This window comes from uncultured Tateyamaria sp. (assembly GCF_947503465.1).
GTDB lineage: Bacteria > Pseudomonadota > Alphaproteobacteria > Rhodobacterales > Rhodobacteraceae > Tateyamaria.
Genome location: NZ_CANNDN010000001.1, coordinates 633,572 through 655,752 on the forward strand (window position 1 = coordinate 633,572; position 22,181 = coordinate 655,752).

Consider the following 22,181-nt stretch of genomic DNA (forward strand, 5'->3'; position numbering starts at 1 on the left):
GGTTTTTCACTCCGCCCAATGTACGGTCAGGCCGTTCATGACGGCATTTATCGGCGCCTCGGCCGGATCAAGGCGCTCGGCCCGGTCCAACGCGGCCCGTTTCTCCGCGCCGAAAATCACCAGATGCTTGGCCATTGCCCCGGCCAGCGCGGGTCCCGAGAACGAGATGCGCGGCTCTTGCCCCTCGACCGAAACGGGCACCACCAGCGGCGCCGTGTCGGCCAGCATGTCAGCAAGACCGACGGCACCGGGAAACAGCGATGCCGTGTGCATATCCGCGCCCATGCCAAGCAGCAGCAACGATATCGGCATCTGCTCTGAGAGGCGTGCGGACAGATCCGGGGCGGCATCTGCCGGGGTTTTGCCATCCATGTAGAAGGGTACGAATTGCGCCGCGGCGGCGCGGCCTTGGAACAGCCTGTCCTTCAACAGTGCGGCGTTTGACCGGTCATGGTCTTCCGGAACCCACCGCTCGTCGCTCAGCATCACATGCACGCGGGACCAATCAAGGTCGGCGGCACACAGGTTGTCAAAGATCGGACCCGGCGTTGTGCCACCAGGCACCACGAAAGAGGCCCAGGGGTGAACCAGCAGGCAATTCTTCAATTCGCTGGCAAGCGTGTCCGCCAACCCCATGGCCAACAGATCGCGGTCGGGATATTCGACGATGTTCATGGGCTCACTTTTCTCCAGACACGGGTATCGCGGGCCAGAAGCTGGACAGCATCGACCGGCCCCTCACTGCCGGCATCATAGGTCTTGGGGACATCGCCGCGCGCATCCCAGCCATTGATGATGGGATCGGTCCAGGCCCAGGCGGCCTCGACCTCGTCCCCGCGCATGAACAGGGTCTGATTGCCCCGGATCACATCCATGATCAGCCGTTCATAGGCGTCGGTCTGGTCCGCCCCGTCCGGCCCAAGCGCATCAGCAAACGACATGTCCAGGGGCACGTTCATCAGACGCATGCCGCCCGGCCCCGGTTCTTTGATGGTGACGCCCAGCGTGATCCCCTCGTTGGGCTGCAAACGGATCGACAGCTCGTTGCGGTGATCGCTAGATTCACCAAAGATCGAATGGTTGAGTTCCTTGAACACCACGACGATCTCGCTTGACCTGGCTTGCAGGCGTTTGCCCGTGCGCAGGTAGAACGGTGTGCCCGCCCATCGCCAGTTCGAAATGCCCACCTTCATGGCGATATAACTTTCGGTGCGGCTGCGCGGATCGCCAACGGCTTCGCGGTACCCGGGTTCGTTGCTGTCTGCCTCGTATTGGCCGCGCACGATATGATGCGGATCGACGTCGTCCAGCGCGCGAATGACCTTCAGCTTTTCGTCGCGCACAGCGTCGGGGTCAAATTTCGATGGCGGTTCCATCGCGATCAGGCACAACAACTGCATCAGGTGGTTCTGCACCATGTCGCGCATGGCGCCGGACTTGTCATAATACTCGCCCCGTCCACCGACACCGACGGTTTCGGCCACGGTGATCTGGATGTGGTCCACATACTGACTGTTCCACAACGGCTCGAACAACATATTGCCGAAGCGGACGGCCATCAGGTTCTGCACCGTCTCCTTGCCCAGATAGTGATCGATCCGGTAGATCTGCTTTTCGTCGAAGTGTTGTGCCAGATCGCGGTTCAGCGCCTGTGCCGACGGCAGATCCCGACCAAACGGTTTTTCGACAACAATGCGGCTATGTTCGTCCGTCAGGCCGTGCTGGTTGAGGCGCTGCGCAAGATCCCCGAACAGGCTGGGCCCCACCGAGAAGTAGTAAGCGCGCACCACGTCCGGGCGTACCAGTTTGGCGAGGTCGGCCCAGCCCGTGTCGCCACGCGCATCAATGGTGACAAATTCCATACACTCCAGAAATCCTGTCAGCGTGCCGTCCTCGCAGGTGCGCCCGCCCCCGAATTCGGCAACCGCATCCGCCACGAACGCGCGATAGGCTGCGCTGTCCATGTCGCCACGTGCGGCACCGATCACCCGCGCGTCGGCAGGCATCTGACCCGCACAGTACCGGCGGAACAATCCGGGCAGGATCTTGCGGCGCGCAAGGTCCCCCGTGCCGCCGAAGATGACCAAGTCAAAGGGATCAACCGGAATGACGCGCGATACCATGGCAGGGGTTCCCTCTTGGATGCCAATGAAATGTTTGCGCTATCACTAGCAGATTCAAACAGATACTCAACGCCCAATGCTGCACGTGCATTCAAGCGATGCGTCTTTCTATCACAAAGCCGTCAAGGCAGCACAGTCCGCTTTCCCCTTGCTCCTGTTCGACGTACCTCTACGCTTCAGAACGACGGCAAGAACGGACGCGACCACGATGAAAGACCTCGCAAACCTGGGCAAGTTTCAAGACCCCGATGTGACAGCCAAGGGCGAAGCGCGAGCCAAGGTGTCGCTGACAAATCCCGATACGCTGTGGTTCAACACGGGCACGCTGTGCAACATCGCCTGCGCGAACTGCTATATCGAAAGCTCGCCCACCAATGACGCGCTGGAATACATGACCGCGGATGAGGTGTCGAATTATCTTGATCAGTTGGATGCGCGCGCCTGGAACGTCCGCGAGATCGGCTTTACCGGCGGTGAGCCGTTCATGAACCCCGCCTTCCTCGACATGGTCGAACGGTCGCTTCTGCGCGGGTACGAGGTGTTGATCCTGACCAATGCCATGGCCCCGATGATGCGCCCCAGGGTCAAGGCCGGGATCGTGCCCTTGGTTGAACGCTACGGTGACAAGCTGACCTTCCGCATCTCTCTCGATCACCATGCCGCGGCTGTACATGATACCGAACGCGGCGTTGGCACCTATGCGAAGACGCTGCGTGGCATCGACTGGCTGTCGTCCATCGGCGCACGGCTGGCAGTGGCCGGCCGGATCGAGATGGCCGAGAGCGAGGCCGAGGCCCGCGACGGCTATGCCGCGCTGTATGCAAAGCATGGCTGGGACATTGACGCCCGAGATCCGGGCATGACGGTCCTGTTCCCTGAAATGGACGCGCAAGCCGAAGTGCCCGAAATCACCACCGCCTGCTGGGGCATCCTGAACAAACATCCCGAGGCGGTGATGTGTTCGTCGTCCCGCATGGTGGTCAAACGCAAAGGGGCTGAAACGCCCGCTGTTCTGGCCTGCACCCTGCTGCCCTATGACCCTCAGTTCGAAATGGGCGCAACGCTGGAAGAGGCCGAGGCGGACGTGTCCCTGAACCACCCCCACTGCGCCAAATTCTGCGTTCTGGGCGGGGCGTCCTGCAGCGCGTAGGCGTCTGTCACTAGAAACAGTCCGGCGCCGATCCTACCGGCCCAGGCCATGTCAGTGCAGCGTGAATTCGCCGGTCACATGTCGCCATGTCCCGGCAGCCACCATCTTTCGATGGGTGAATCGCACCGAATGCAGTGGCCCTTCAATCTCGGCCTTCCAGAAATCGATAAATTTCAGCAAGCGGGGATGATCAGGTGCGATGTCGTACTCCTGCCAGACAAACGTGTTTAACACGTGGGTGTAGTCGGGCATGTGATAGAACAGTTCCGCCGTGGTCAGCCCATAGCCTTTCAACATCAGTTCGGTTTCGGTTATTGCCATTTTGCACCTCGAATTGCCTGCATTGGGATCAGCAGAGACGATCAGCGATTAATTTTCAATGAAAACAATACTATAGCACCACTCGACCGCGACTGCTAACAACGACGACCTACGCACCATTGCACCTTATCTGCGCTTTCTGATAGACTTTGCCGCAACATATAGCGCACGCGACAGAACGGGCAGAAAAACGTGAACGACACGCCACAACCTCCTGAAAATGATGATGAAATGACACCGGATAGGCCCGCATATGACGGCCCATCAGTGTCCATCGAAGACGAAATGCGCACGTCCTATCTGGACTATGCCATGTCTGTCATCGTCTCCCGCGCCATTCCTGACCTGCGGGACGGGCTGAAACCGGTGCACCGCCGCATCCTGTATGCGATGCACGAAACAGGCAACACGCACGACAAATCCTACCGCAAATCCGCACGCCCTGTGGGCGACGTCATGGGTAAATACCACCCGCACGGCGACAGCGCGATCTATGATGCGCTGGTTCGGATGGCGCAGGACTTTTCCATGTCGCTGCCGCTGCTCGATGGTCAGGGCAACTTCGGCTCAATGGACGGCGATAACCCGGCCGCCATGCGCTATACCGAAGTGCGGATGGACAAGCCCGCGGCGTACGTGCTGGCCGACATCGACAAGGACACCGTCGATTTCCAGGACAATTACGACGGCAAGGACCGCGAACCGACGGTCCTGCCAGCGCGCTTCCCGAACATGCTGGTCAACGGCGCAGGTGGCATTGCCGTTGGCATGGCGACCAACATTCCGCCCCACAATCTGGGCGAAGTGGTGGATGCCTGCCTTGCCCTGATCGAAGACCCGGACCTGTCGTCCGAGGCGCTGATCGAATTTGTACCCGGTCCCGATTTCCCCACGGGCGGCATCATGTTGGGCCGTTCAGGCGCCCGCAAGGCGTATCTAGAGGGGCGCGGCAGCGTCATTGTGCGGTCAAAGACCCGCGTCGAAGAGATCCGCAAGGATCGTTATGCCATCGTTATTGATGAGATCCCTTACCAAGTAAACAAGGCCACGATGATCGAGCGCATCGCCGAGGCCGCGCGCGAAAAGCGGATCGAGGGCATTTCCCACGTGCAGGACGAATCCGACCGCAATGGCGTCCGTGTGGTGGTCGAACTCAAACGCGATGCCACGGCAGAGGTTGTGCTGAACCAACTGTTCCGCTTCACGCCCATGCAGACTTCCTTTGGCTGTAACATGCTGGCCTTGAACGGGGGCCGGCCCGAGCAACTGACCCTGCGCCGGTTCCTGACCTCCTTCCTGGACTTCCGCGAAGAAGTTGTGATCCGACGCACCGCCTTTGACTTGCGCAAGGCACGGGACCGGTCGCACATCCTGTGTGGTCTGGCCGTCGCCGTATCGAACGTGGACGAGGTCGTTGCGACCATCCGGTCCTCTGCCGATGGGGCAGAGGCGCGCGAAAAACTGATGACACGCCGCTGGCCTGCCGCCTCCATCGAAAGCTATCTGCGCCTGATCGACGATCCGCTGTCGAAAATGCACGACGATGGCACCTATAACCTGACCGAGGTTCAGGCCCGCGCGATCCTTGATCTGCGCTTGCAACGACTGACCCAGATCGGGGTCAAGGAGGTCACGGACGAACTTGAAGAACTGGCCGCAAAGATCAAGGAATACTTGGAAATCCTTGGATCGCGCGAACGGATCATGGGCATCATCGCGGACGAGTTGACCGAGGTGAAAGACCAGTTCGCCGTACCGCGTCGTACCGAGATCGTCGATTGGTCCGGCGACATGGAAGATGAGGACCTGATCGAGCGCGAAGACATGGTCGTGACCGTCACTTCGGGCGGATACATCAAGCGGACACCGCTGGCTGACTTCCGCAGCCAGAAGCGGGGCGGCAAAGGCGTGAGCGGCATGCGAACCAAGGAAGAGGACGTGATCACCACCCTCTTCGTGGCCAACACGCACACGCAGCTTCTGTTCTTCACCACTGACGGGATGGTTTACAAGCTGAAGACGTGGCGCCTGCCGCAAGGGGGCCGCACGTCCAAGGGCAAGGCGATCATCAACATCCTGCCGATCCCCCAGGGGGTCAGCATCGCAGCCATCATGCCGGTGGACCGCGATGAAAAGGAATGGGATGACTTGCAGGTGGTCTTTGCCACCGACCACGGCACCGTGCGGCGCAACAAGCTGTCGGATTTCACCAATGTGAAGTCCAATGGCAAGATCGCCATGAAATTCGAAGGGGATAGCGAAGGCTGGAAACTGATCAATGCACGCATCGCATCGAATGATGATGACGTGATGCTGGTCACGGACGCAGGCCGCGCCATTCGCTTCCGGGCCGATGATGTGCGCGTGTTCAACTCACGCGCCTCTATCGGGGTGCGGGGTATCAAGCTGTCCGGCGATACCCGCGTCGTGTCCATGTCTGTCATCCGCCACTTCGAGGCGTCCTCGGACGAGCGTGCGGCCTACCTCAAGATGCGCCGCGCCATGGCCGGCATCGCGGACGATCCGGACAGCACCGACGAAGAGGAAGGCAATGCGGACATGCCATTGCCGCAGGATCGCTATGCCGAAATGTCGGCAGTCGAAAACCTGATTCTGACAATTACATCCGGCGGGGCGGGCAAGTTGTCGTCGTCCCACGACTATCCCCTGCGCGGGCGTGGCGGAATGGGTGTGACGGCGTGGGACAAGCGCATGCAGACGGGCGGCATCGTCGCATCCTTCCCCGTCGATTTGGACGACCAGATCATGCTGGCCACATCGAAAGGGCAATCCATTCGCGTGCCGGTGGACGGCATCAGCTTCCGGTCGCGCAGCGCGGGTGGGGTAAAGGTGTTCAACACGGGCAAGGGCGAAGAAGTTGTCAGCGTCGCGTGGATCGCGGATCAGGGCGACGCCGAGGGACACGGCGGCGAAGAGTAGTCGCGACACCGCCAAAATTAAAAAAGCCCCGGGTCCAACATAGACCCGGGGCTATTTCGTTCGATTGACGCGAAGACCTTAGAAGTTGGTCAGGTTTGCGATGTTTCCGGTCGCGTGGTTGATGATGTTCGTGACCGTGCGACGCGGCGACGTTTTGGCGCCGATCTCGTACTGCAACCCGAATGTCACGACATCAATGTCGTCCGCACCATCCGCGTTGAGACGGGAATAGGCGATCTCAGCACTCGCACCCGGAACGAATTCGTATTTCGCACCGATCGATATCGAATCCAAATCGTCACCAAGGCTGACATGGGCCAATCCGCCAGTTACGTACGCCTTGTCGAAAACCTGATATTCACCACTGACCGCAAGGATATCCAGATCGTTGACGGACAGGAAATCTGCGCTCAAGCCATAGCGATTTGTGTCATAATCTGCATACAACGAAACCAAAGTCTCGGATTCTATTTCCACCAGATCAATTCCAACACGTCCATTCTCCGTCACGTCCCACGTGCCGAATACCGAATAGACCGTATCGCCTAGATCGCTCGCTTCGCCAACGGACAGTCCCAATGCGAATTCGCTGAAACTGTAGAACGTAAACAATGACACAATGTCAGAGTCGCCAAAGTCTTCTACGTCGAATTCCGAATAATCCAGACCGACCGATACGCCATTTTGGAATGCGTAGGACCCGCCAAGAGACAGCGTGTCAAGCGACAGGTCTTCGACGTCCAACCGTCCTGCCTCTCCGGAAAACGTGAAGTTTCCCGCCAAAAATTCGATACTTCCGCCATAAGCCTCGACATCAACATCCGCGTTGCCGTTGTCAAGATTATGGAACGTGGCAAATGCGTTCGCATAGCTCACCTCCGCCGCAGCGGCGCTTGCACTTAGCGACGCCACGATAATCCCGAGGCCGATTGATTTCGTTTTCATACTGCACCCTCAATACTAGTGATTTGGTAGCGTTCCACTAACCTTTGGGAATTGGAGGTTACAGCCGATATCTCAGAAATTTTTTCAGAAACTGAATGCGGTGCAGTATTGCAACGCCCTGTAACCGGATCACAAATGACCCGGTTTGTTTGCACAAATCTGCTGACTTTTTTGCGGCATCGCGTGATGTCAATGTTGTTGAAACGGGACGAGGTCTACAATTTGTAAATACCACTGAATTTATCTTTTAGATACGCCAGCAATGGCTCAGGGCCCGGTGCAGATCCGCTCGCCCGTTCAATGATCTCTCGCGGCTGGTACAGGCTGCCATGCTTCTGCAAATTGTCCCGGAGCCACCCCGTTGCTGAAGTCGTGTCACCCTTCGCGAGCTGCGCATCCAAATCTGGCACCGCACCGCGCAGCGCTTCGTAGAGGCAACCTGCATACACATTGCCCAGCGAATATGTCGGGAAGTACCCGAACAGCCCCACGGACCAATGCACGTCCTGCAAAACCCCGTTGGACGGCCGGTCAACCGCATAGCCAAAGTCGGCCTCGAACCGGTCATTCCATGCGGCCTCGAGGTCGGGCACACCCAGATCACCAGACATCAGCGCCCGCTCCAGATCAAAGCGCAGCAAGACGTGCAAATTGTATTGCACCTCGTCCGCCTCTGTCCGGATATAGCCGTTGGAAACCCGGTTTACGGCCGCATAAAACGCGTCTTCGCTGTCGATACCGAAGTCCCCAAACGCATCCCGCATCTGGCCGTAAAGCCAACCGGTAAACGCGCGGCTGCGTCCCAGCTGGTTTTCATAGATTCGGCTCTGGCTTTCGTGAACGCCCATGGACACGCCCCGTCCCAGCGGGCTCAGCAAATAGGCATCATCGATGTTCTGCTCATAGCAGGCGTGCCCAACCTCGTGGATGGTTGAGTAAAAGCAATTGAACGGGTCATCCGGGTTGGTACGTGTGGTGATGCGCACATCGCGCCCCGACCCCGAGGAAAAGGGGTGGACGGCCTTGTCGATCCGGCCGTGACCCAGATCATAGCCAAAGCGCTGCGCGAGCGTCGCGCTCAGGCGCAACTGCGCCGCTTCATCAAAAGAACCGGTCAGGCCCTGCGGTGCGGGCTTGTCCAGAATGGCGGCCCGAAGGTTCGTCAGCGCCGGGCGCAGCGCACCGAACATGGCCTCAAGATCTGCGCCGGTTGTGCCGGGTTCGTAATCGTCCAGCATCGCATCATAGATGTCCCCGCCGCCGGCCAGGGCGGCCCCTTCTTCGCGCTTCAGGCTGACGACTTCGGCCAGGACCGGGGAAAAGGCCGCATAATCATCTGCCTTGCGCGCCTCGGCCCACTTGCCCTGTGCGGTCGAGGTGACGCGGGCAATCTGTGCGGCCAGATCGGCGGGCACTCTGTTCGCGCGATCATAGCTGCGCTTGATCTCGCGCAGCTTCGCGGCTTCAACCTCATTCAAGGTGGCGGGATCAATTCCAGCCAGCCAGTCGCCCACTTTCGGATCTGTCCGGCGGGCATGAAGGACGCTCTCCATCGCGGCCATCTCTTCGGCGCGTTGGTCGGCTGCCCCGCGCGGCATCACGGTTTCCTGATCCCACCCCAACCGGCCCGCAACCTGACCCAAGGCCTGGGTTGTGTGATCAAAGGCCAAAAGATCGTCAAATGCGGGCATCAGGAGGTTCCTCGTATGGATGTGGCAATTGGATATGCCGCAAGAAAACGGGCCCGCAGGATCAATGCCCACAGCACGACGGCCAGGATCTGATGCAGGATCGCCACCTGCCATGGGGCACCATACAGCACCGTCACGATGCCCAGCACAATTTGCAGTGCCATCGCGGCAAAAACGGCGTTGAAGGCAAATCGCGTCGTTGGATGCGCAGATGCGCGCCCGCGCAGCCACACCACAACGGCAAAGACGAAAAGCAGGTAACCCGTCACGCGGTGAATGAACTGCACAAGGCCCGGGCTCTCGAAAAAGTTCCGCCACCAGGGCTCGAACACAAAGGCGGTCGCGGGAAACACCTGCCCGCCCATGAGCGGCCAATCGGTATAGCTGCGCCCCGCGTCAATACCGGCCACCAGCGCACCGATCAGGATTTGCAGAAAGGCAAAGTGCATCAGCCCGGTGGACATGGAAAACAGCTTGTCCTCCTTGGACCGGCGCGCCTGCATCAGGTCGCGCTCGTGGCGGCCAAGCAGGTAGGTGTACCAGGCGATAAAGCCCAGAATGACAAAGGCCAGACCCAGATGGGTCGCAAGCCGGTAGCTGGCCACGTCCAGCATGCCTTCGCCTTGTGTCACGCCGCTGGCGACCATCCACCAGCCGATGGCCCCTTGCAGCCCTCCCAGCACGCCCAGCCCCAAAAGGCGCGGCGTCCAGCCTGTAGGGATCTGACGCCGCAGAAGAAACCAGAAGAACCCGATGGCCCAGACCAAGCCAATGACACGGCCCAGTTGCCGATGCCCCCATTCCCACCAGTAGATCACCTTGAAATCTGCCAGCGTCATCCACTGATTTTGCAGGCGGAATTCGTCGATCTGCTGATACAACGCGAACTCGGCCTCCCAATCGGCCTGGTTCAGCGGCGGGACGGCCCCGGTGAAAGGGCGCCATTCGGTGATGGACAACCCGCTGTCGGTCAGGCGGGTCAGTCCGCCCACGGCGATCATCACCACAACAAGGGCAAAGAGCATCATCAGCCAAACACGGATCGCACCGCGTGCGCCGCCCCTGCCCTTGTCGATCACACCTGTCTCGACCACCTGCTTTTCGGTGGTACCCACCTCTTCGAAGATACTGCGGTTCTTTGCCATTTCGGTCCCGGTCTTTGGTCTTGGCAGAACCTAAGTCTGCGATGGGCCAAGGTCCAGCGTCACTGGCGCGACGCCCAGCGGACCATCTGACGCAGCATGCCGTGCAAGGTCTGCACATCGGCGCGCGTCAGGGGCATCCGGCTCCACAGATTGCGCAGGTTCATCTTCATGCTAGGGGCCTTGTGTTCGGGAAAAAAGAAGCCCGCTTCCTCCAGCCGTTCCTCGAAATGGCGGGCCAGGTGGTCAATCTCGCGGCCCTCGGCCCAGTCGGTGCCTGCCATCTCGGTCACCTTGTGTTCGATCTCGGCGCTGGCGCGGCGCCACTCGTAACCTACGAGCAACACGCATTGGGCCAGGTTCAGGGACGGAAACTCCGGGTTCACGGGCACTGTGATCAACGCGTTGGCCTGGGCCAGATCCTCATTTTCCAACCCGGCCCTTTCGGGCCCGAACATGACGGCCACATGCTGGCCCCCGGCCATCCTGCGGGCGGCATCCTGCATCGCGGCCTCGGGGCTCAACACGTCCTTGGTCATGTCCCGCATTCGGGCCGTGGTGGCGTAGACATAGGTGCAATCACTAACGCTGCCGGCCACATCCGGGTGCACGGTGGCGGCATCCAGAACACGACCCGCCCCGCTGGCCATCGCCACGGCGGCCGGGTTCGGCCAGCCGTCACGCGGATCCACGATGCGCATCCGGTCCACGTCAAAGTTCAGCATGGCGCGGGCCGCGGCTCCGATGTTTTCGCCCATCTGCGGGCGCGTCAGCACAAATGTCGGTGTCATGGCGGGCCATCTACCGCGACCCACCCCGACCGACAATCCCCTTCACTTGGCAAAATAAACTTCCGCCGGAGGCATAAAAGTTGTTCAAGCCCATCGGTTTGGGCTAGAGCCAGCCCAAGACCAAAAGGACGACGCCAATGAGTGACCCCGAGCAGCCGCAGCTTTACCTTCTGACCCCGCCCGTGTTCGAACTGTCGGTGTTCCCGGATCAACTCGCCTCGGTTCTGGATGCGCACGACGTGGCCTGCATCCGCCTGGCGCTCGCAACCCGGGACGAAGACCGCATTTCCCGCGCGGCCGACGCGTGCCGCGAAGTGGCCCATGCGCGCGACGTGGCAATCGTGGTGAACGACCATGTAGGATTGGCCGAACGGCTGGGACTAGATGGCGTGCACCTGTCGGACGCCGCGAAATCCGTACGCGACGCGCGCAAGGCGCTTGGACCCGATGCCATCGTCGGCAGTTTTTGCGGCACGTCTCGCCATGATGGCATGACAGCGGGCGAAGCGGGTGCGGACTATGTGGCGTTCGGTCCGATCACCGGCCTCGGGGACGAGGCAGCCGCCGATGACGCCCTGTTTGCCTGGTGGTCCGAGATGATCGAGGTGCCCGTGGTCGCCGAGGGTGGCCTGACCGAAGCCACGGTCAAGCGTCTGTGCCGCATCACCGACTTCTTCGGCGTCGGAGAAGAGATCTGGGGCGACGATGACCCGGCGGCCGCCCTCGCCCGGCTGATGATCCCGCTGGACTAAAGAAGCGTCCGTTCAATCACCCAATAGATCGCGATCACGGCAATGATCAGCGACCCGGTCACGGACCAGGCGCGGAACATGACATTGTAGTCTGTGATCGTCTCTTCCTGCCCTTCAAGGTCGGACATCCGCGCGGCCCGCACGCCCAGCCACAACGCAATCGCGGCAAGTGCAATGACGGTCAGCTGCCCCAGTTCCACCCCGATATTGAAGCCGATCAAGGCAGGAATGAACTGGCCGTCCGGCAATCCGAATTCCCCAAGGACCGATGCAAAACCCAACCCGTGCAAAAGGCCAAAGCCAAAGATGATCACCGGTCGCCACGTGCTCAGACCCCGGGCAAAGATGTTCTCGATCGCCACATAGACAATCGAGGCCGCGATCAGCGGCTCAACAATGCTGCCGGGAATGTTGACCAGCCCCAGCGCTCCCAGGGCCAGCGTGACCGTGTGGGCCAGTGTGAACGCTGTGACCTGCCACAGCAGCGGCCCGATCCGCGTCGACAGGAAGAACAGGCCAAGGACGAACAGGATATGGTCCAGTCCCTTGGGCAGAATGTGATCAAACCCGACTGGAATGTAGGCCCCAAAAGTCTGCCAGCCTGACGCCGCATCCCCGCCGGATACCGAAATGGCACCACTGTTCCCGCCGCCACTGATCAGACCGGTATAGGGCGCATCGACCCCCTGTTGTCGCAGAATCAGGTCACCCGCGCCGTCAGGCCAGGCCACCGTGATCTGTTTTGTCTCCGCTGGGACAGCAGCACTGAGCGCGATATCCGAAACCCGGGCAAGCTCTTGATTTGCAACTTCGGGCACCGTCACGGTGTCCAGAACAAGGGTTAACGGTGCGCCATCGACTGTCACAATCGGCAGGGCATTCCAGACGTCAACGAGGTCCGGCGCTCGCGCGGCCACATCGGCCCCGCTCAGTGCACGCAAGGCGTCATAATCCGCCGCATTCTCCGCATTGTCGGTGTCGGCCACCGCATCCAGATCTATGCCGGACAGTTGCGCCTCGATGTTGGCGCGCACGTCCAGGCGCAAAACCTCGCCCTCCACTGTCACGTCGGCGATTGTTGGCACAACTTCGTGAGCCGCAAGCCCCTGTGCCCAAAGTGAACAGCAAAGAGTTGACAAAACCGCCCAAAGCCGCAGCTTCAAAGGCACTCGATCAAAGGCATCCGGCATGTATCTTCCCCGACTTTTTCTTGCGCTTTGGTGCGCCATCCTGACCACAAGCGCAACCGCTCATGAGTTCTGGATCGAACCCGAAGTGTATCAAGTGCCGCCATCGGGTAAAATCATAGCGCGTCTCAAGAACGGCGAGACATTCGAGGGCGTGAACCTGGCATATTTCGAACGCCGGATCGAACGGTTCGATGTTGTGGTCGGTGACACCATCCGCCCGGTCGAGGCGCGGATGGGCGACAACCCCGCCCTGGATGTGCCGGCCCCGGTGGGCGGGCTTGTGGTGGTTGTGCATGAAACAACGCCGTCGCTGCTGACCTACAAGGAATGGGCGAAGTTTCTGAAATTCGCCGACCACAAGGATTTTGCGGATATCGAGGCGCGCCATGCGGCCAATGACTTTCCCGCACCTCCTTTCAAGGAACGCTATACCCGGCACGCCAAGGCCCTCGTTGCCGTGGGGGACGGCGCCGGCCGGGACCGGGCGCTGGGTCTGAAAACCGAATTCATTGCCCTGACAAACCCCTATGCCGCCGATTTTGACGGGGCGATGCGCGTGCAGGTTACGTTGGACGGACAGATCAGGGCGAACGCGCAAGTCGAAGTGTTTGACCGTGCGCCAGACAATACCGTCACGGTGAGCCTGCACCGCACCGATGCAGAGGGAATTGCGACAGTGCCGGTCCAGCCCGGCCACGCCTACCTGTTTGATGCCGTTTCCATTGCACCGGTCGCAGACACCGATACGGACGCTGTCTGGGACACCTTTTGGGCGGCGCTGACCTTCGCGGTTCCGGGCTAGCACGGCGCCCTTGCCACTTGAGCCCGAGAGCGGCACAAGGCGGACATGACAAAGACGCCCGACATTCTGTGCATTGGATCGGTCCTGTGGGATGTGATCGGACGTGCGCCGCTTGCCATGCGCCAGGGCTCGGACGTGCCTGGGCGCATCACCCGCCTGCCCGGCGGCGTCGCCATGAACATCGCGATGACGCTGGCCCGCTTTGGGCTGACACCTGCCCTGCTCAGCGCGATTGGCCGCGACGCGGAAGGGGATGAATTGATTGCTGCCTGCACGGCACGTGGCATGATCACGGATACGGTCTACCGCTCGGAAGACCTGCCAACGGACCAATACATGGCTGTCGAAGGGGCCAACGGGTTGATCGCGGCCATCGCGGATGCCCATTCGCTGGAAAGTGCCGGCGCCAAGATCCTGCGTCCGCTGACCGATGGCACAATTGCGACCACCGCAGCGCCCTATGCGGGTCTTGCCGCCCTTGACGGCAATCTCACACTTGATCTGCTGAACGAAATTGCAACCAGTCCCGTTCTGGCCCAGGCAGACCTGCGCGTGGCACCGGCGTCACCCGGCAAGGCCGAGCGGCTGGGGCCGTTCCTGACCCATGGACGCGGCACGCTTTACGTCAACCTTGAAGAGGCGGGATTGCTGTGCCAGCGCGGCTTTGACACGTCGATCGCGGCGGCGGAGGGGCTTTTAGATCGCGGTGCGGCGCGGGTTCTGGTGACCGATGGCGGCAACACAGCGACCGAAGGGACATCACAGGGCCTGATCAGCGCCACGCCGCCGCAGGTCCTGGTGACCCGCATTACAGGCGCAGGCGACACCTTCATGGCCGCCCATATCGCGGCGGAACTGCGCGGCGCGGACCGGAACGGCGCGCTGCACGCCGCCCTGGAGGCGGCGGCCATCTACGTATCAGGAAAGACACCGACATGACCCTGTTCACCCCGGCACCCGACGTCGCTGACGCCCTTGCCACTGGCGCGCCCGTCGTCGCGCTTGAAAGCACGATCATCACCCATGGCATGCCCTATCCGCAGAACCTGGACGTTGCCCGGCAGGTCGAAGCGGACGTGCGCGCAGGCGGCGGGGTGCCGGCCACGATGGCGGTGATCAACGGCACGCTGCACGTGGGCCTGACCGACGCGGCGCTCGAAGACCTGGCCCAAGCCCGGAATGTAGCCAAGCTGAGCCGCGCGGACATGGCAGCCTGCATCGCGTCGGGCGGTACGGGGGCAACCACGGTGGCGGCCACGATGATCGCCGCGCGGATTGCGGGCATTGCCGTCTTTGCGACGGGTGGCATCGGCGGCGTGCACCAGGGGGCCGAGGCCAGCTTTGACATCTCTGCCGACCTGATGGAATTGGCACAAACGCCAGTGACCGTCGTGGCCGCCGGGGCCAAGGCGATCCTCGATATACCCAAAACCCTGGAGGTGCTGGAAACCCAAGGGGTGCCGGTCATCGCGTTCGGTCAGGACGATGTGCCCGCCTTCTGGTCGCGCAGCGCCGGTATCTCTGCCCCCCTGCGCATGGACAGTGCGGCAGAGATCGCAGCCGCCCACGCACAGCGCGCGGCCTTGGGCGTTCCGGGGGGCCAGTTGGTCGCCAACCCGATCCCCGCCGAAGACGAGATCGACCGCGCAACGCTGGCACCCATCATCGAGCAAGCCGCACGGGACGCGGATGCACATGGCATCACAGGCAAGGGCGTGACGCCCTATCTGCTGCAACGCATCTTTGAATTGACAGAAGGCCGGTCGCTGACCGCAAACATCGCGTTGGTGCGCAACAACGCAAGGCTCGCCACGCAAATCGCAACCGAATTGTGCGCTCTGCAAAAGGATGCCTGATTAAACGGCGGAAACCATTGTAGTGCCCGACCCGTTGACATACTTCTTTGATGACTTTGTGCCGGGACCCCGATGAATACCCCATTTGATCCAGAAACGCCCCGGCGCCCCGGTTTGTTTTCTCGTTTGCGCGCCTCGTTCCTGACGGGTATCGTCGTGATTGCACCGGTGGGTTTGACCGTATGGTTGATCTGGACGGTGATCGGCTGGGTCGATGGATTTGTCTGGCCGCTGGTGCCGACGGCGTGGCAACCGGATTCGATCGTCAACTATTGGCTCAACAATCCGCGGTTCATCGAACAGAACGGATCGCGCCTGCCAAACCCGGACTGGATCAACGTGAACGTCCGCGGCGTGGGCGTCATCGTCTTCTTGCTGTTCACGATCTTTGTGGGCTGGATCGCCAAAGGCTTCATTGGCCGGTCCTTGATCCGCTATGCCGAAAGCCTGGTGGAACGCACCCCGGTGGTGCGGTCGATCTATTCCGGGATCAAGCAGATCTCGGAAACGATCTTTGCCCAGTCCGAACGGTCCTTTGAAAAGGCATGCCTGATCGAATACCCGCGAAAGGGGATCTGGGCCATCGGCTTCATCTCGACCACCGCCAAGGGCGAGGTCAGCGAACGGGCGGGCAATACCGGTGCGCTGCTCAGCATTTTTGTGCCCACGACACCCAACCCCACTTCGGGCTTTTTGCTGTTCTTTCCGGCAGAGGACGTGATCGAACTGGACATGACGGTCGAGGACGCGGCCAAGCTGGTGATATCGGCAGGCCTTGTCTATCCCAACGGCAAGGACCCGACGACGCCGCCCCCACAATAGGCTGAGCGTCAGCTGAACATGGTGCGCATGTCGATGCTGTCGCCGGTACCGATCTGATCGAAATGGCTGTCCAGAAACTGCTCGGCCGCTCGCGCGCCCGCGTCGCGCAGGGTGCCGATCACATAGCCGTTGGGCACCACCTTGGTGGCAATACTCAGGTCGTTCATCAACGCATCATCTGCAATCATGTGCATGTTGATGCGCCGCATCTGCCCTTCCTGGATCGTGCCCTCGTCAATCAGGCGCTTCACAAAGGAAATCGCCCGCATTTCGCGCAGAAGTGACGAGTTAAAGCTGATCTCGTTGATCCGGTTCTGGATCTGCTGCGGCGTGCGCGGCAGCTGTTCGCGTTCCAGCGGGTTGATGTTGATAACGATGATGTCGTCCGGCAGCGACCTGTCAAACAGCGGAAACAGCGCCGGGTTGCCGGTATACCCGCCGTCCCAGAACTCTTCGTCCTGCCCTGTTTCGGTGTCGTGGATCGTCACGGCCTGAAACAAGGTGGGCAAACAGGCCGACGCCATGATCACCTCGAGCGTCACCTCGGCTTGCCGAAACACGCGCAGCTTTCCGTTTCGGACGCGGGTGGCATTGATGAACAACTGCGGGCCGTCATCGCAACAGACCTTGTCCATGTTGAACTTGGACACGATATCCGTCAGCGGATTGCGGTAGAACGGACCATAGGCATAGGGCGACACCATGCGGCCTATTGCGTCTCCGATGGCATAGGGCAGCGAATATTCCAGCGCCTGGCTGACCTGTGCGGGCCCGAAGGGCGCCATCCACGACGCGATCCGCAGGTCCTGGACCCCCGCCACCTGGTCCCACAGCCAGTCCAGATTATCGCGGGCCGCCTGTTCGCCGGCCAACGCCAGACCTGCCTTGACCGCCGCGCCGTTCAACGCCCCCGCAGAAGTGCCTGACACGCCCGCGATATCGATACGGTCATCGGCCAGCAGAACATCCAGCGCGCCCCAGGTGAACGCGCCATGGGCGCCGCCGCCCTGCAAGGCCACATTGATCTTTTTGCGCGTCATGGATCGCCCTTTGCTGGGGTTGAGAGTGCGGGAGCTTCCGGCGGGAGTTTTCCGGCAAGATGAAGGTGAATCAGAGCGCCGTCCAACCGCCGTCCACGCTGATTGTCGTGCCGGTGATCTGATCGGCGGCTGGCGAACACAGGAACACCGCCGTGCCGCCCATCTGTTCGGTTGTCGCGAATGCCTTCGATGGCTGGCGCTTGAGCATGACGTTCTTGATCACGTCCTCGCGGTCCATATCGTATTCCTTCATCGTGTCGGGGATCTGGCTTTCAACCAGCGGGGTCAACACATATCCGGGGCAGATGGCGTTGGCGGTGATTGGTTCTTCGGCAGTTTCGAGGGCCGTTGTCTTGGTCAGGCCAACAATTCCGTGTTTGGCCGCGATGTAGGCGGATTTGTAGGGCGACGCCGTCAGGCCATGGGCCGACGAGATGTTGATGACGCGCCCCCAGCCGGCGGCCCGCATCAAAGGCAAAGCGGCAGCTGTTGTGTGAAAGGCGGAACTGAGGTTGATGGCGATGATCGCGTCCCACTTGTCGACGGGGAAGTCAGGGATGCCTGCCACATGCTGGATCCCTGCGTTGTTGATCAGGATGTCGCAGGCACCCGCCTGTTCGATCAATGCGCGGCACTGGTCGCCCTTGGACATGTCCGCCTGAATGTAGCGGGTGTTGGTGCCCGTCTCCTCTGCGATATCCTTGGCGAGGGCGTGGTCCTCATCCGTGTTGGTGAACGAATTCAGCACCACGTCCGCCCCGGCCCGCGCGAGTTCCCACGCCATGCCCAGTCCGATACCTGAATTCGATCCGGTGATGACGGCCGTTTTGCCGCCGAGCGAGATTTCAAATGCCATGGGGGTGTCCTTTCGTGCGTGGTAGGCGCATCCTGTCATGCTGCACCTGCGAAAGAAATGGCCGGACCATCCCGATCGTTGCCATCGAGCCAAAAAAAACGCCAGCACGAAGCTGGCGTTAAGTTATTGAGGCAGGTTTCATACAGGCAAGAAACCTATCGAGCAGTGCTCTTGTTATACGCAAACCCGCCCGAAGAGTCCAAGCTAAAAGTTTGATAATGCGTAAATGTCCCGGGGCCGCTATTGTTAACAAAACAAGGGCGATTGAGGATTGTTTACGAAATGAGCAGGCATTTTTTCCAAATCGGAGCAAGCAAGAACCGGACCTTCGCGGTGATTCTTGCAAGTCTCGTCAGCTTTGCCGCCGTGGCACAAGCAGAGCCACAACATGGCATAGCTATGTATGGGGACCCTGCCCTGCCACCGGATTTTGTGGCCTTGCCGCATGCGAATCCCGATGCACCCAAAGGGGGCAGCATCACGTTGGCCAATACAGGCAGTTTTGATTCGCTCAATCCCTACATCCAGAAAGGCAACGTACCCTGGCAGCTGCGCTTTCTGACCCATGAAAGCCTGATGGGTCGCAGCGGGAACGAACCGTTTGCCCTTTATGGTCTGCTGGCCGAATCGATTGAGACGGACCCGGACCGCACCTGGGTCGAATTTACCCTGCGCGAGGGCGCCACGTTCTCGGATGGCAGCCCGGTCACGGTCGAAGATGTCCTGTGGTCTTATGAAACGCTCGGTACGCAGGGGCATGGGCGGTATCGCAGCCTATGGACCCAGATCGAAACGCTGGAACAGACCGGTCCGCGCAAGATCAAGTTCACCTTCAACACCGAAAACCGCGAACTGGCACTGCTGGCCGGGATGCGCCCGATCCTGCAAAAGGCGCAATGGGACGGAAAGGACTCTGCCGCCGCCACCATCAATGATGTGCCCATCGGTTCCGGTCCTTACGTCGTCAGCGATTTCGAGGCGGCGCGGTCCGTCACCCTAACGCGAAACCCCGACTATTGGGGCAATGACCTGAATTTCCGGCGTGGCACGTTCAACTTTGACGAGATCACGATCGACTTCTACGGCGATGGCGATGTGGTGCTTGAGGCCTTCAAGGCCGGTGACGTGTCCGCAGTGCGCGAGTTCAACGCCGAGGCGTGGAACAGCCGCTATGACTTCCCCCGCGCCCAATCCGGCGACGTGGTCAAAACCGAGATTGCGCATCAGAAACCATCAGGCATCACCGGTTTTGTAATGAATACACGCCGCGCGCCATTTGACGATTGGCGCGTACGCGAGGCGCTGATCACCGCCTTCAACTTCGAATACATCAACGACACGCTCACGGGTGGCGCGCAACCGCGCATCACATCCTATTTCTCGAACTCGCCGCTTGCGATGGAACCGGGGGCCGCCAAGGGCCGCGTGGCCGAACTGCTTGCCCCCTTCAATGGCAACCTCTTGCCTGGGGTAATGGAGGGCTACACCCTGCCCGAAAGCGACGGCACCTTGCGCAACCGACGTGGTTTGCGACGCGCATTGGGTCTGTTGGAAGAGGCGGGATGGACCACGCGGGATGGCAAGCTGCGCAACGCGGATGGAACCGCGATGTCCTTCACCATCCTGCTGGACCAGCAACGGACCGAGGATCGGGCGATTGCCGACCTCTATACCCAGGCGTTGGACCAATTGGGCATCGATGTCAGCGTCGACCTGGTGGACGGCGCACAATTCACCGCCCGCGAGGATGCCTTTGACTTCGACATGACCTATCACCGCCGTGCCATGTCGCTCAGCCCCGGCAACGAACAATGGTTCTATTGGGGATCCACGGCGGCGGACGAGGAAGGCTCGGCCAACCTGATGGGCGCACAGGACCAGGCCATTGATGCCATGATCACCGCCATGCTGACCGCCACCACGCGCGAAGACAGCATTGCCGCCACTCGTGCGCTTGACCGGCTGCTCACGGCCGGGCGCTATGTGGTGCCGTTCTGGCAATTCACCACAGGCCGCATCGCCCATGTCTCGGACATGAAACACCCAAAGGTGATCCCGCTTTATGGTGACGGGCCGGACTGGATGCCGCAATTCTGGTGGTGGGACGCGAACTGACGGGACGGGTACCGTGCAGAAACTTGTGGCCGAAGGGCTGGGAACCGCGCTGCTTCTGATCAGTGTCGTGGGTTCGGGCATCATGGGCGAGGACCTGGCTGGCGGAAACATCGCCATCGCACTTCTGGCCAACGCGATTGCGACGGGCTGCATGCTTTATGTCATCATCTCCGTGCTGGGGCCGATTTCTGGCGCGCATTTCAATCCCGCCGTCACCCTCGCCTTCTGGCTGCGGGGAGAGATCACGACGCGGCCCGCGCTGGCCTATGTCAGCGTCCAGATCGCAGGCGGTGTGCTGGGCGTCTGGGCCACGCACGCAATGTTCGATCTGCCGATCCTGCAAAGCTCGGCCACGCTGCACCGCACCGGCCTTGCGCAATGGTGGTCCGAGGGGATTGCCACCTTTGGCCTGCTTTTTGTGATCTTTGGCGGGTTGCGGGCACGGCCCGATGCGGTGCCGACCCTGGTCGCACTCTATATCACCGGCGCTTACTGGTTCACCTCCTCGACCAGCTTTGCCAATCCGGCGGTCACGATCGCGCGCGGATTTTCTGACACGTTTGCAGGCATTTACCCCGGGCACGTGGCCGCCTTTGTCTGCGTTCAAGTGCTTGCCGTCTTTGCCGCCCATCCGATCTTGCGCAGGTTGTTCGACCTCAAGCCTTGATCTGTCAAAAAATTGCAATATTGTTCGGCGCGTGGTGGATGTCTGCTTGGCGTAGGGAGCGCTGGCAGGGGTGCGTGTTCAACACACCAAGTAACCGAAAAGCCTCGGGGGTACGCATGAACTGGAACGACCTGACCCGCAATTGGGCGGAGAACTATCGCGCGCTGTGCAAAGTGTTCCCGAAACTTGAACCCAGTGCGATGCCTTTCCTCAAGGCAGATCAGGATCGGTTCGAAAGCTATCTGGCTGCCACCCACGACATGTCGCTCAAAGAGGCGCAGGACGCGTTCGACGATTTCATGTCGCAGCGTGCCCAAGAGGTGCGGGTCGCATCGGCCTGATCAGGCCAGCGACGTTACCCACAAGATCAACGCATCCTCGTCGCTGACTGACACCACGTTGTGACCCATCGTGGCATCATAATAGGCACTGTCTCCGCGTCGCATGTCGACCGGCTCGTAGAACTCTGTATACAGTCGGATGACACCGGTCAGCACATAGAGGAACTCTTCGCCGTCGTGCCGTACCCAGCCGTCAAATTCGTCCATCGACCGGGCACGCACCCGCGCGCGATAGGGCAGCATCTGCTTTTTCGTCAGGGTTTCGGCCAGCAACTCGTGTTCATAGGTCACGGTGGCCTGCGCGTTGCCTTCGCCCGACTGGGTCACGACCATACGCCCGTTGATCTGCCCCTTTTCCGGCGGCGTGAACAATTGCGGCACGCTGATCTCAAGGCCGACGGCCAGCTTCTTCAGCGCTTCGTAGGTGGGCGACATCTGACCATTCTCGATCTTCGACAGGGTCGACCGGGCCAACCCGGCCTGGTTTGCGGCCTGTTCAAGCGTCCAGTCGCGCGCCTTGCGCAATTCGCGCACGCGTGCGCCCAGATCAAGCGGCTCTGCGGTGTCGTCCTTGCCTGTGGAGCGGGCAATCTGGATCAGGGTTTTGGGGTCTTTGCCTTGCATGGCGACCTCTATA

21 protein-coding genes are annotated in these 22,181 nt (G+C 60.6%); 10 read left to right on the forward strand and 11 right to left on the reverse strand.

The genetic code is table 11. The annotated features are described in order from the left end of the window. Window positions 1-6: 6 nt before the first annotated feature. Window positions 7-675: a 6-phosphogluconolactonase gene (pgl, locus tag Q0844_RS03260; protein WP_299042059.1), complete on the reverse strand. Its 669-nt coding sequence runs from the start codon at window positions 673-675 to the stop codon at window positions 7-9. Next, complete coding sequence (gene zwf, locus Q0844_RS03265; protein WP_299042061.1) at window positions 672-2,123, reverse strand: glucose-6-phosphate dehydrogenase; 1,452 nt, start codon at window positions 2,121-2,123, stop codon at window positions 672-674. The genes pgl and zwf overlap by 4 nt, the downstream gene beginning before the upstream one ends. A gap of 208 nt (window positions 2,124-2,331) precedes the next feature. On the opposite strand from zwf, the gene Q0844_RS03270 reads away from it, so the two are divergent. Further along, on the forward strand, window positions 2,332-3,273 hold the full coding sequence (locus Q0844_RS03270) for a radical SAM protein (RefSeq protein ID WP_299042064.1): 942 nt from the start codon (window positions 2,332-2,334) through the stop codon (window positions 3,271-3,273). A 51-nt stretch (window positions 3,274-3,324) separates the two neighbouring features. On the opposite strand, the gene Q0844_RS03275 is transcribed toward Q0844_RS03270, so the two are convergent. Further along, on the reverse strand, window positions 3,325-3,594 hold the full coding sequence (locus Q0844_RS03275) for an usg protein (RefSeq protein ID WP_299042066.1): 270 nt from the start codon (window positions 3,592-3,594) through the stop codon (window positions 3,325-3,327). Between the two features lie 231 nt (window positions 3,595-3,825). On the opposite strand from Q0844_RS03275, the gene gyrA reads away from it, so the two are divergent. Further along, the gene (gene gyrA, locus Q0844_RS03280; RefSeq protein WP_299042069.1) at window positions 3,826-6,534 is read left to right on the forward strand and encodes a DNA gyrase subunit A; all 2,709 of its coding nucleotides are present in this window, start codon (window positions 3,826-3,828) and stop codon (window positions 6,532-6,534) included. A 78-nt stretch (window positions 6,535-6,612) separates the two neighbouring features. Here the strand turns inward: gyrA and Q0844_RS03285 are convergent, their stop codons facing one another. The 4 genes from Q0844_RS03285 to Q0844_RS03300 form a co-directional block, all read right to left on the reverse strand. Then, complete coding sequence (locus tag Q0844_RS03285) at window positions 6,613-7,479, reverse strand: 2-isopropylmalate synthase (protein WP_299042072.1); 867 nt, start codon at window positions 7,477-7,479, stop codon at window positions 6,613-6,615. Between the two features lie 215 nt (window positions 7,480-7,694). After that, window positions 7,695-9,170, reverse strand: coding sequence for a carboxypeptidase M32 (locus Q0844_RS03290; protein WP_299042075.1), 1,476 nt, complete (start codon window positions 9,168-9,170; stop codon window positions 7,695-7,697). Next, window positions 9,170-10,315, reverse strand: coding sequence for a heme A synthase (ctaA, locus tag Q0844_RS03295; RefSeq protein WP_299042078.1), 1,146 nt, complete (start codon window positions 10,313-10,315; stop codon window positions 9,170-9,172). The genes Q0844_RS03290 and ctaA overlap by 1 nt, the downstream gene beginning before the upstream one ends. 59 nt (window positions 10,316-10,374) lie before the next feature. Next, window positions 10,375-11,103, reverse strand: a complete 729-nt coding sequence (locus Q0844_RS03300) for an RNA methyltransferase (protein ID WP_299042081.1) — start codon at window positions 11,101-11,103, stop codon at window positions 10,375-10,377. Between the two features lie 137 nt (window positions 11,104-11,240). Here Q0844_RS03300 and Q0844_RS03305 point away from each other — a divergent pair, with 137 nt between their 5' ends. Continuing rightward, window positions 11,241-11,855, forward strand: a complete 615-nt coding sequence (locus tag Q0844_RS03305; RefSeq protein ID WP_299042083.1) for a thiamine phosphate synthase — start codon at window positions 11,241-11,243, stop codon at window positions 11,853-11,855. On the opposite strand, the gene Q0844_RS03310 is transcribed toward Q0844_RS03305, so the two are convergent. Beyond that, complete coding sequence (locus tag Q0844_RS03310; protein WP_366522975.1) at window positions 11,852-12,940, reverse strand: HupE/UreJ family protein; 1,089 nt, start codon at window positions 12,938-12,940, stop codon at window positions 11,852-11,854. The two genes, Q0844_RS03305 and Q0844_RS03310, sit on opposite strands and share 4 nt — an antisense overlap. Before the next feature lie 103 nt (window positions 12,941-13,043). Between Q0844_RS03310 and Q0844_RS03315 the strand changes: the two genes are divergently transcribed. The 4 genes from Q0844_RS03315 to Q0844_RS03330 all read left to right on the forward strand — a co-directional run bounded on the left by Q0844_RS03315 (window position 13,044) and on the right by Q0844_RS03330 (window position 16,525). Next, window positions 13,044-13,847, forward strand: a complete 804-nt coding sequence (locus tag Q0844_RS03315; RefSeq protein ID WP_299042088.1) for a DUF4198 domain-containing protein — start codon at window positions 13,044-13,046, stop codon at window positions 13,845-13,847. 45 nt (window positions 13,848-13,892) lie between these two features. Further along, complete coding sequence (locus Q0844_RS03320) at window positions 13,893-14,786, forward strand: PfkB family carbohydrate kinase (protein WP_299042091.1); 894 nt, start codon at window positions 13,893-13,895, stop codon at window positions 14,784-14,786. Beyond that, window positions 14,783-15,703, forward strand: coding sequence for a pseudouridine-5'-phosphate glycosidase (locus Q0844_RS03325; RefSeq protein WP_299042092.1), 921 nt, complete (start codon window positions 14,783-14,785; stop codon window positions 15,701-15,703). The genes Q0844_RS03320 and Q0844_RS03325 overlap by 4 nt, the downstream gene beginning before the upstream one ends. 72 nt (window positions 15,704-15,775) lie before the next feature. Beyond that, on the forward strand, window positions 15,776-16,525 hold the full coding sequence (locus tag Q0844_RS03330; RefSeq protein ID WP_299042093.1) for a DUF502 domain-containing protein: 750 nt from the start codon (window positions 15,776-15,778) through the stop codon (window positions 16,523-16,525). Window positions 16,526-16,533: 8 nt separating this feature from the next. Here the strand turns inward: Q0844_RS03330 and Q0844_RS03335 are convergent, their stop codons facing one another. Then, window positions 16,534-17,565 (reverse strand): patatin-like phospholipase family protein, encoded by a 1,032-nt coding sequence (locus Q0844_RS03335; RefSeq protein WP_299042095.1) that lies wholly within the window; start codon window positions 17,563-17,565, stop codon window positions 16,534-16,536. A 70-nt stretch (window positions 17,566-17,635) separates the two neighbouring features. Beyond that, window positions 17,636-18,421, reverse strand: coding sequence for a 3-hydroxybutyrate dehydrogenase (locus tag Q0844_RS03340; protein ID WP_299042097.1), 786 nt, complete (start codon window positions 18,419-18,421; stop codon window positions 17,636-17,638). 399 nt (window positions 18,422-18,820) lie between these two features. Here Q0844_RS03340 and Q0844_RS03345 point away from each other — a divergent pair, with 399 nt between their 5' ends. The 3 genes from Q0844_RS03345 to Q0844_RS03355 all read left to right on the forward strand — a co-directional run bounded on the left by Q0844_RS03345 (window position 18,821) and on the right by Q0844_RS03355 (window position 21,544). Beyond that, entirely contained in the window at window positions 18,821-20,536 is a 1,716-nt protein-coding gene (locus Q0844_RS03345) for an extracellular solute-binding protein (RefSeq protein WP_299045188.1), read from the forward strand. A 13-nt stretch (window positions 20,537-20,549) separates the two neighbouring features. Then, on the forward strand, window positions 20,550-21,203 hold the full coding sequence (locus Q0844_RS03350; RefSeq protein ID WP_299042099.1) for an MIP/aquaporin family protein: 654 nt from the start codon (window positions 20,550-20,552) through the stop codon (window positions 21,201-21,203). Between the two features lie 116 nt (window positions 21,204-21,319). Next, on the forward strand, window positions 21,320-21,544 hold the full coding sequence (locus Q0844_RS03355; protein ID WP_299042101.1) for a hypothetical protein: 225 nt from the start codon (window positions 21,320-21,322) through the stop codon (window positions 21,542-21,544). Here Q0844_RS03355 and Q0844_RS03360 read toward each other — a convergent pair whose 3' ends face one another. Then, window positions 21,545-22,168: an XRE family transcriptional regulator gene (locus Q0844_RS03360; protein ID WP_299042104.1), complete on the reverse strand. Its 624-nt coding sequence runs from the start codon at window positions 22,166-22,168 to the stop codon at window positions 21,545-21,547. Between the last annotated feature and the right edge of the window lie 13 nt (window positions 22,169-22,181).

What these genes read in the sequence shown, in the direction of transcription:
- Q0844_RS03345 (WP_299045188.1), top strand. Translation starts at nt 18,821, where the DNA reads ATGTATGGGGACCCTGCCCTGCCACCGGATTTTGTGGCCTTGCCGCAT.
- Q0844_RS03340 (WP_299042097.1), bottom strand. Translation starts at nt 18,421, where the DNA reads ATGGCATTTGAAATCTCGCTCGGCGGCAAAACGGCCGTCATCACCGGA.
- Q0844_RS03315 (WP_299042088.1), top strand. Translation starts at nt 13,044, where the DNA reads ATGTATCTTCCCCGACTTTTTCTTGCGCTTTGGTGCGCCATCCTGACC.
- Q0844_RS03320 (WP_299042091.1), top strand. Translation starts at nt 13,893, where the DNA reads ATGACAAAGACGCCCGACATTCTGTGCATTGGATCGGTCCTGTGGGAT.
- Q0844_RS03300 (WP_299042081.1), bottom strand. Translation starts at nt 11,103, where the DNA reads ATGACACCGACATTTGTGCTGACGCGCCCGCAGATGGGCGAAAACATC.
- Q0844_RS03285 (WP_299042072.1), bottom strand. Translation starts at nt 7,479, where the DNA reads ATGAAAACGAAATCAATCGGCCTCGGGATTATCGTGGCGTCGCTAAGT.
- Q0844_RS03325 (WP_299042092.1), top strand. Translation starts at nt 14,783, where the DNA reads ATGACCCTGTTCACCCCGGCACCCGACGTCGCTGACGCCCTTGCCACT.
- gyrA (WP_299042069.1), top strand. Translation starts at nt 3,826, where the DNA reads ATGACACCGGATAGGCCCGCATATGACGGCCCATCAGTGTCCATCGAA.
- Q0844_RS03335 (WP_299042095.1), bottom strand. Translation starts at nt 17,565, where the DNA reads ATGACGCGCAAAAAGATCAATGTGGCCTTGCAGGGCGGCGGCGCCCAT.
- Q0844_RS03330 (WP_299042093.1), top strand. Translation starts at nt 15,776, where the DNA reads ATGAATACCCCATTTGATCCAGAAACGCCCCGGCGCCCCGGTTTGTTT.
- Q0844_RS03305 (WP_299042083.1), top strand. Translation starts at nt 11,241, where the DNA reads ATGAGTGACCCCGAGCAGCCGCAGCTTTACCTTCTGACCCCGCCCGTG.
- zwf (WP_299042061.1), bottom strand. Translation starts at nt 2,123, where the DNA reads ATGGTATCGCGCGTCATTCCGGTTGATCCCTTTGACTTGGTCATCTTC.
- pgl (WP_299042059.1), bottom strand. Translation starts at nt 675, where the DNA reads ATGAACATCGTCGAATATCCCGACCGCGATCTGTTGGCCATGGGGTTG.
- Q0844_RS03360 (WP_299042104.1), bottom strand. Translation starts at nt 22,168, where the DNA reads ATGCAAGGCAAAGACCCCAAAACCCTGATCCAGATTGCCCGCTCCACA.
- ctaA (WP_299042078.1), bottom strand. Translation starts at nt 10,315, where the DNA reads ATGGCAAAGAACCGCAGTATCTTCGAAGAGGTGGGTACCACCGAAAAG.
- Q0844_RS03355 (WP_299042101.1), top strand. Translation starts at nt 21,320, where the DNA reads ATGAACTGGAACGACCTGACCCGCAATTGGGCGGAGAACTATCGCGCG.
- Q0844_RS03275 (WP_299042066.1), bottom strand. Translation starts at nt 3,594, where the DNA reads ATGGCAATAACCGAAACCGAACTGATGTTGAAAGGCTATGGGCTGACC.
- Q0844_RS03290 (WP_299042075.1), bottom strand. Translation starts at nt 9,170, where the DNA reads ATGCCCGCATTTGACGATCTTTTGGCCTTTGATCACACAACCCAGGCC.
- Q0844_RS03270 (WP_299042064.1), top strand. Translation starts at nt 2,332, where the DNA reads ATGAAAGACCTCGCAAACCTGGGCAAGTTTCAAGACCCCGATGTGACA.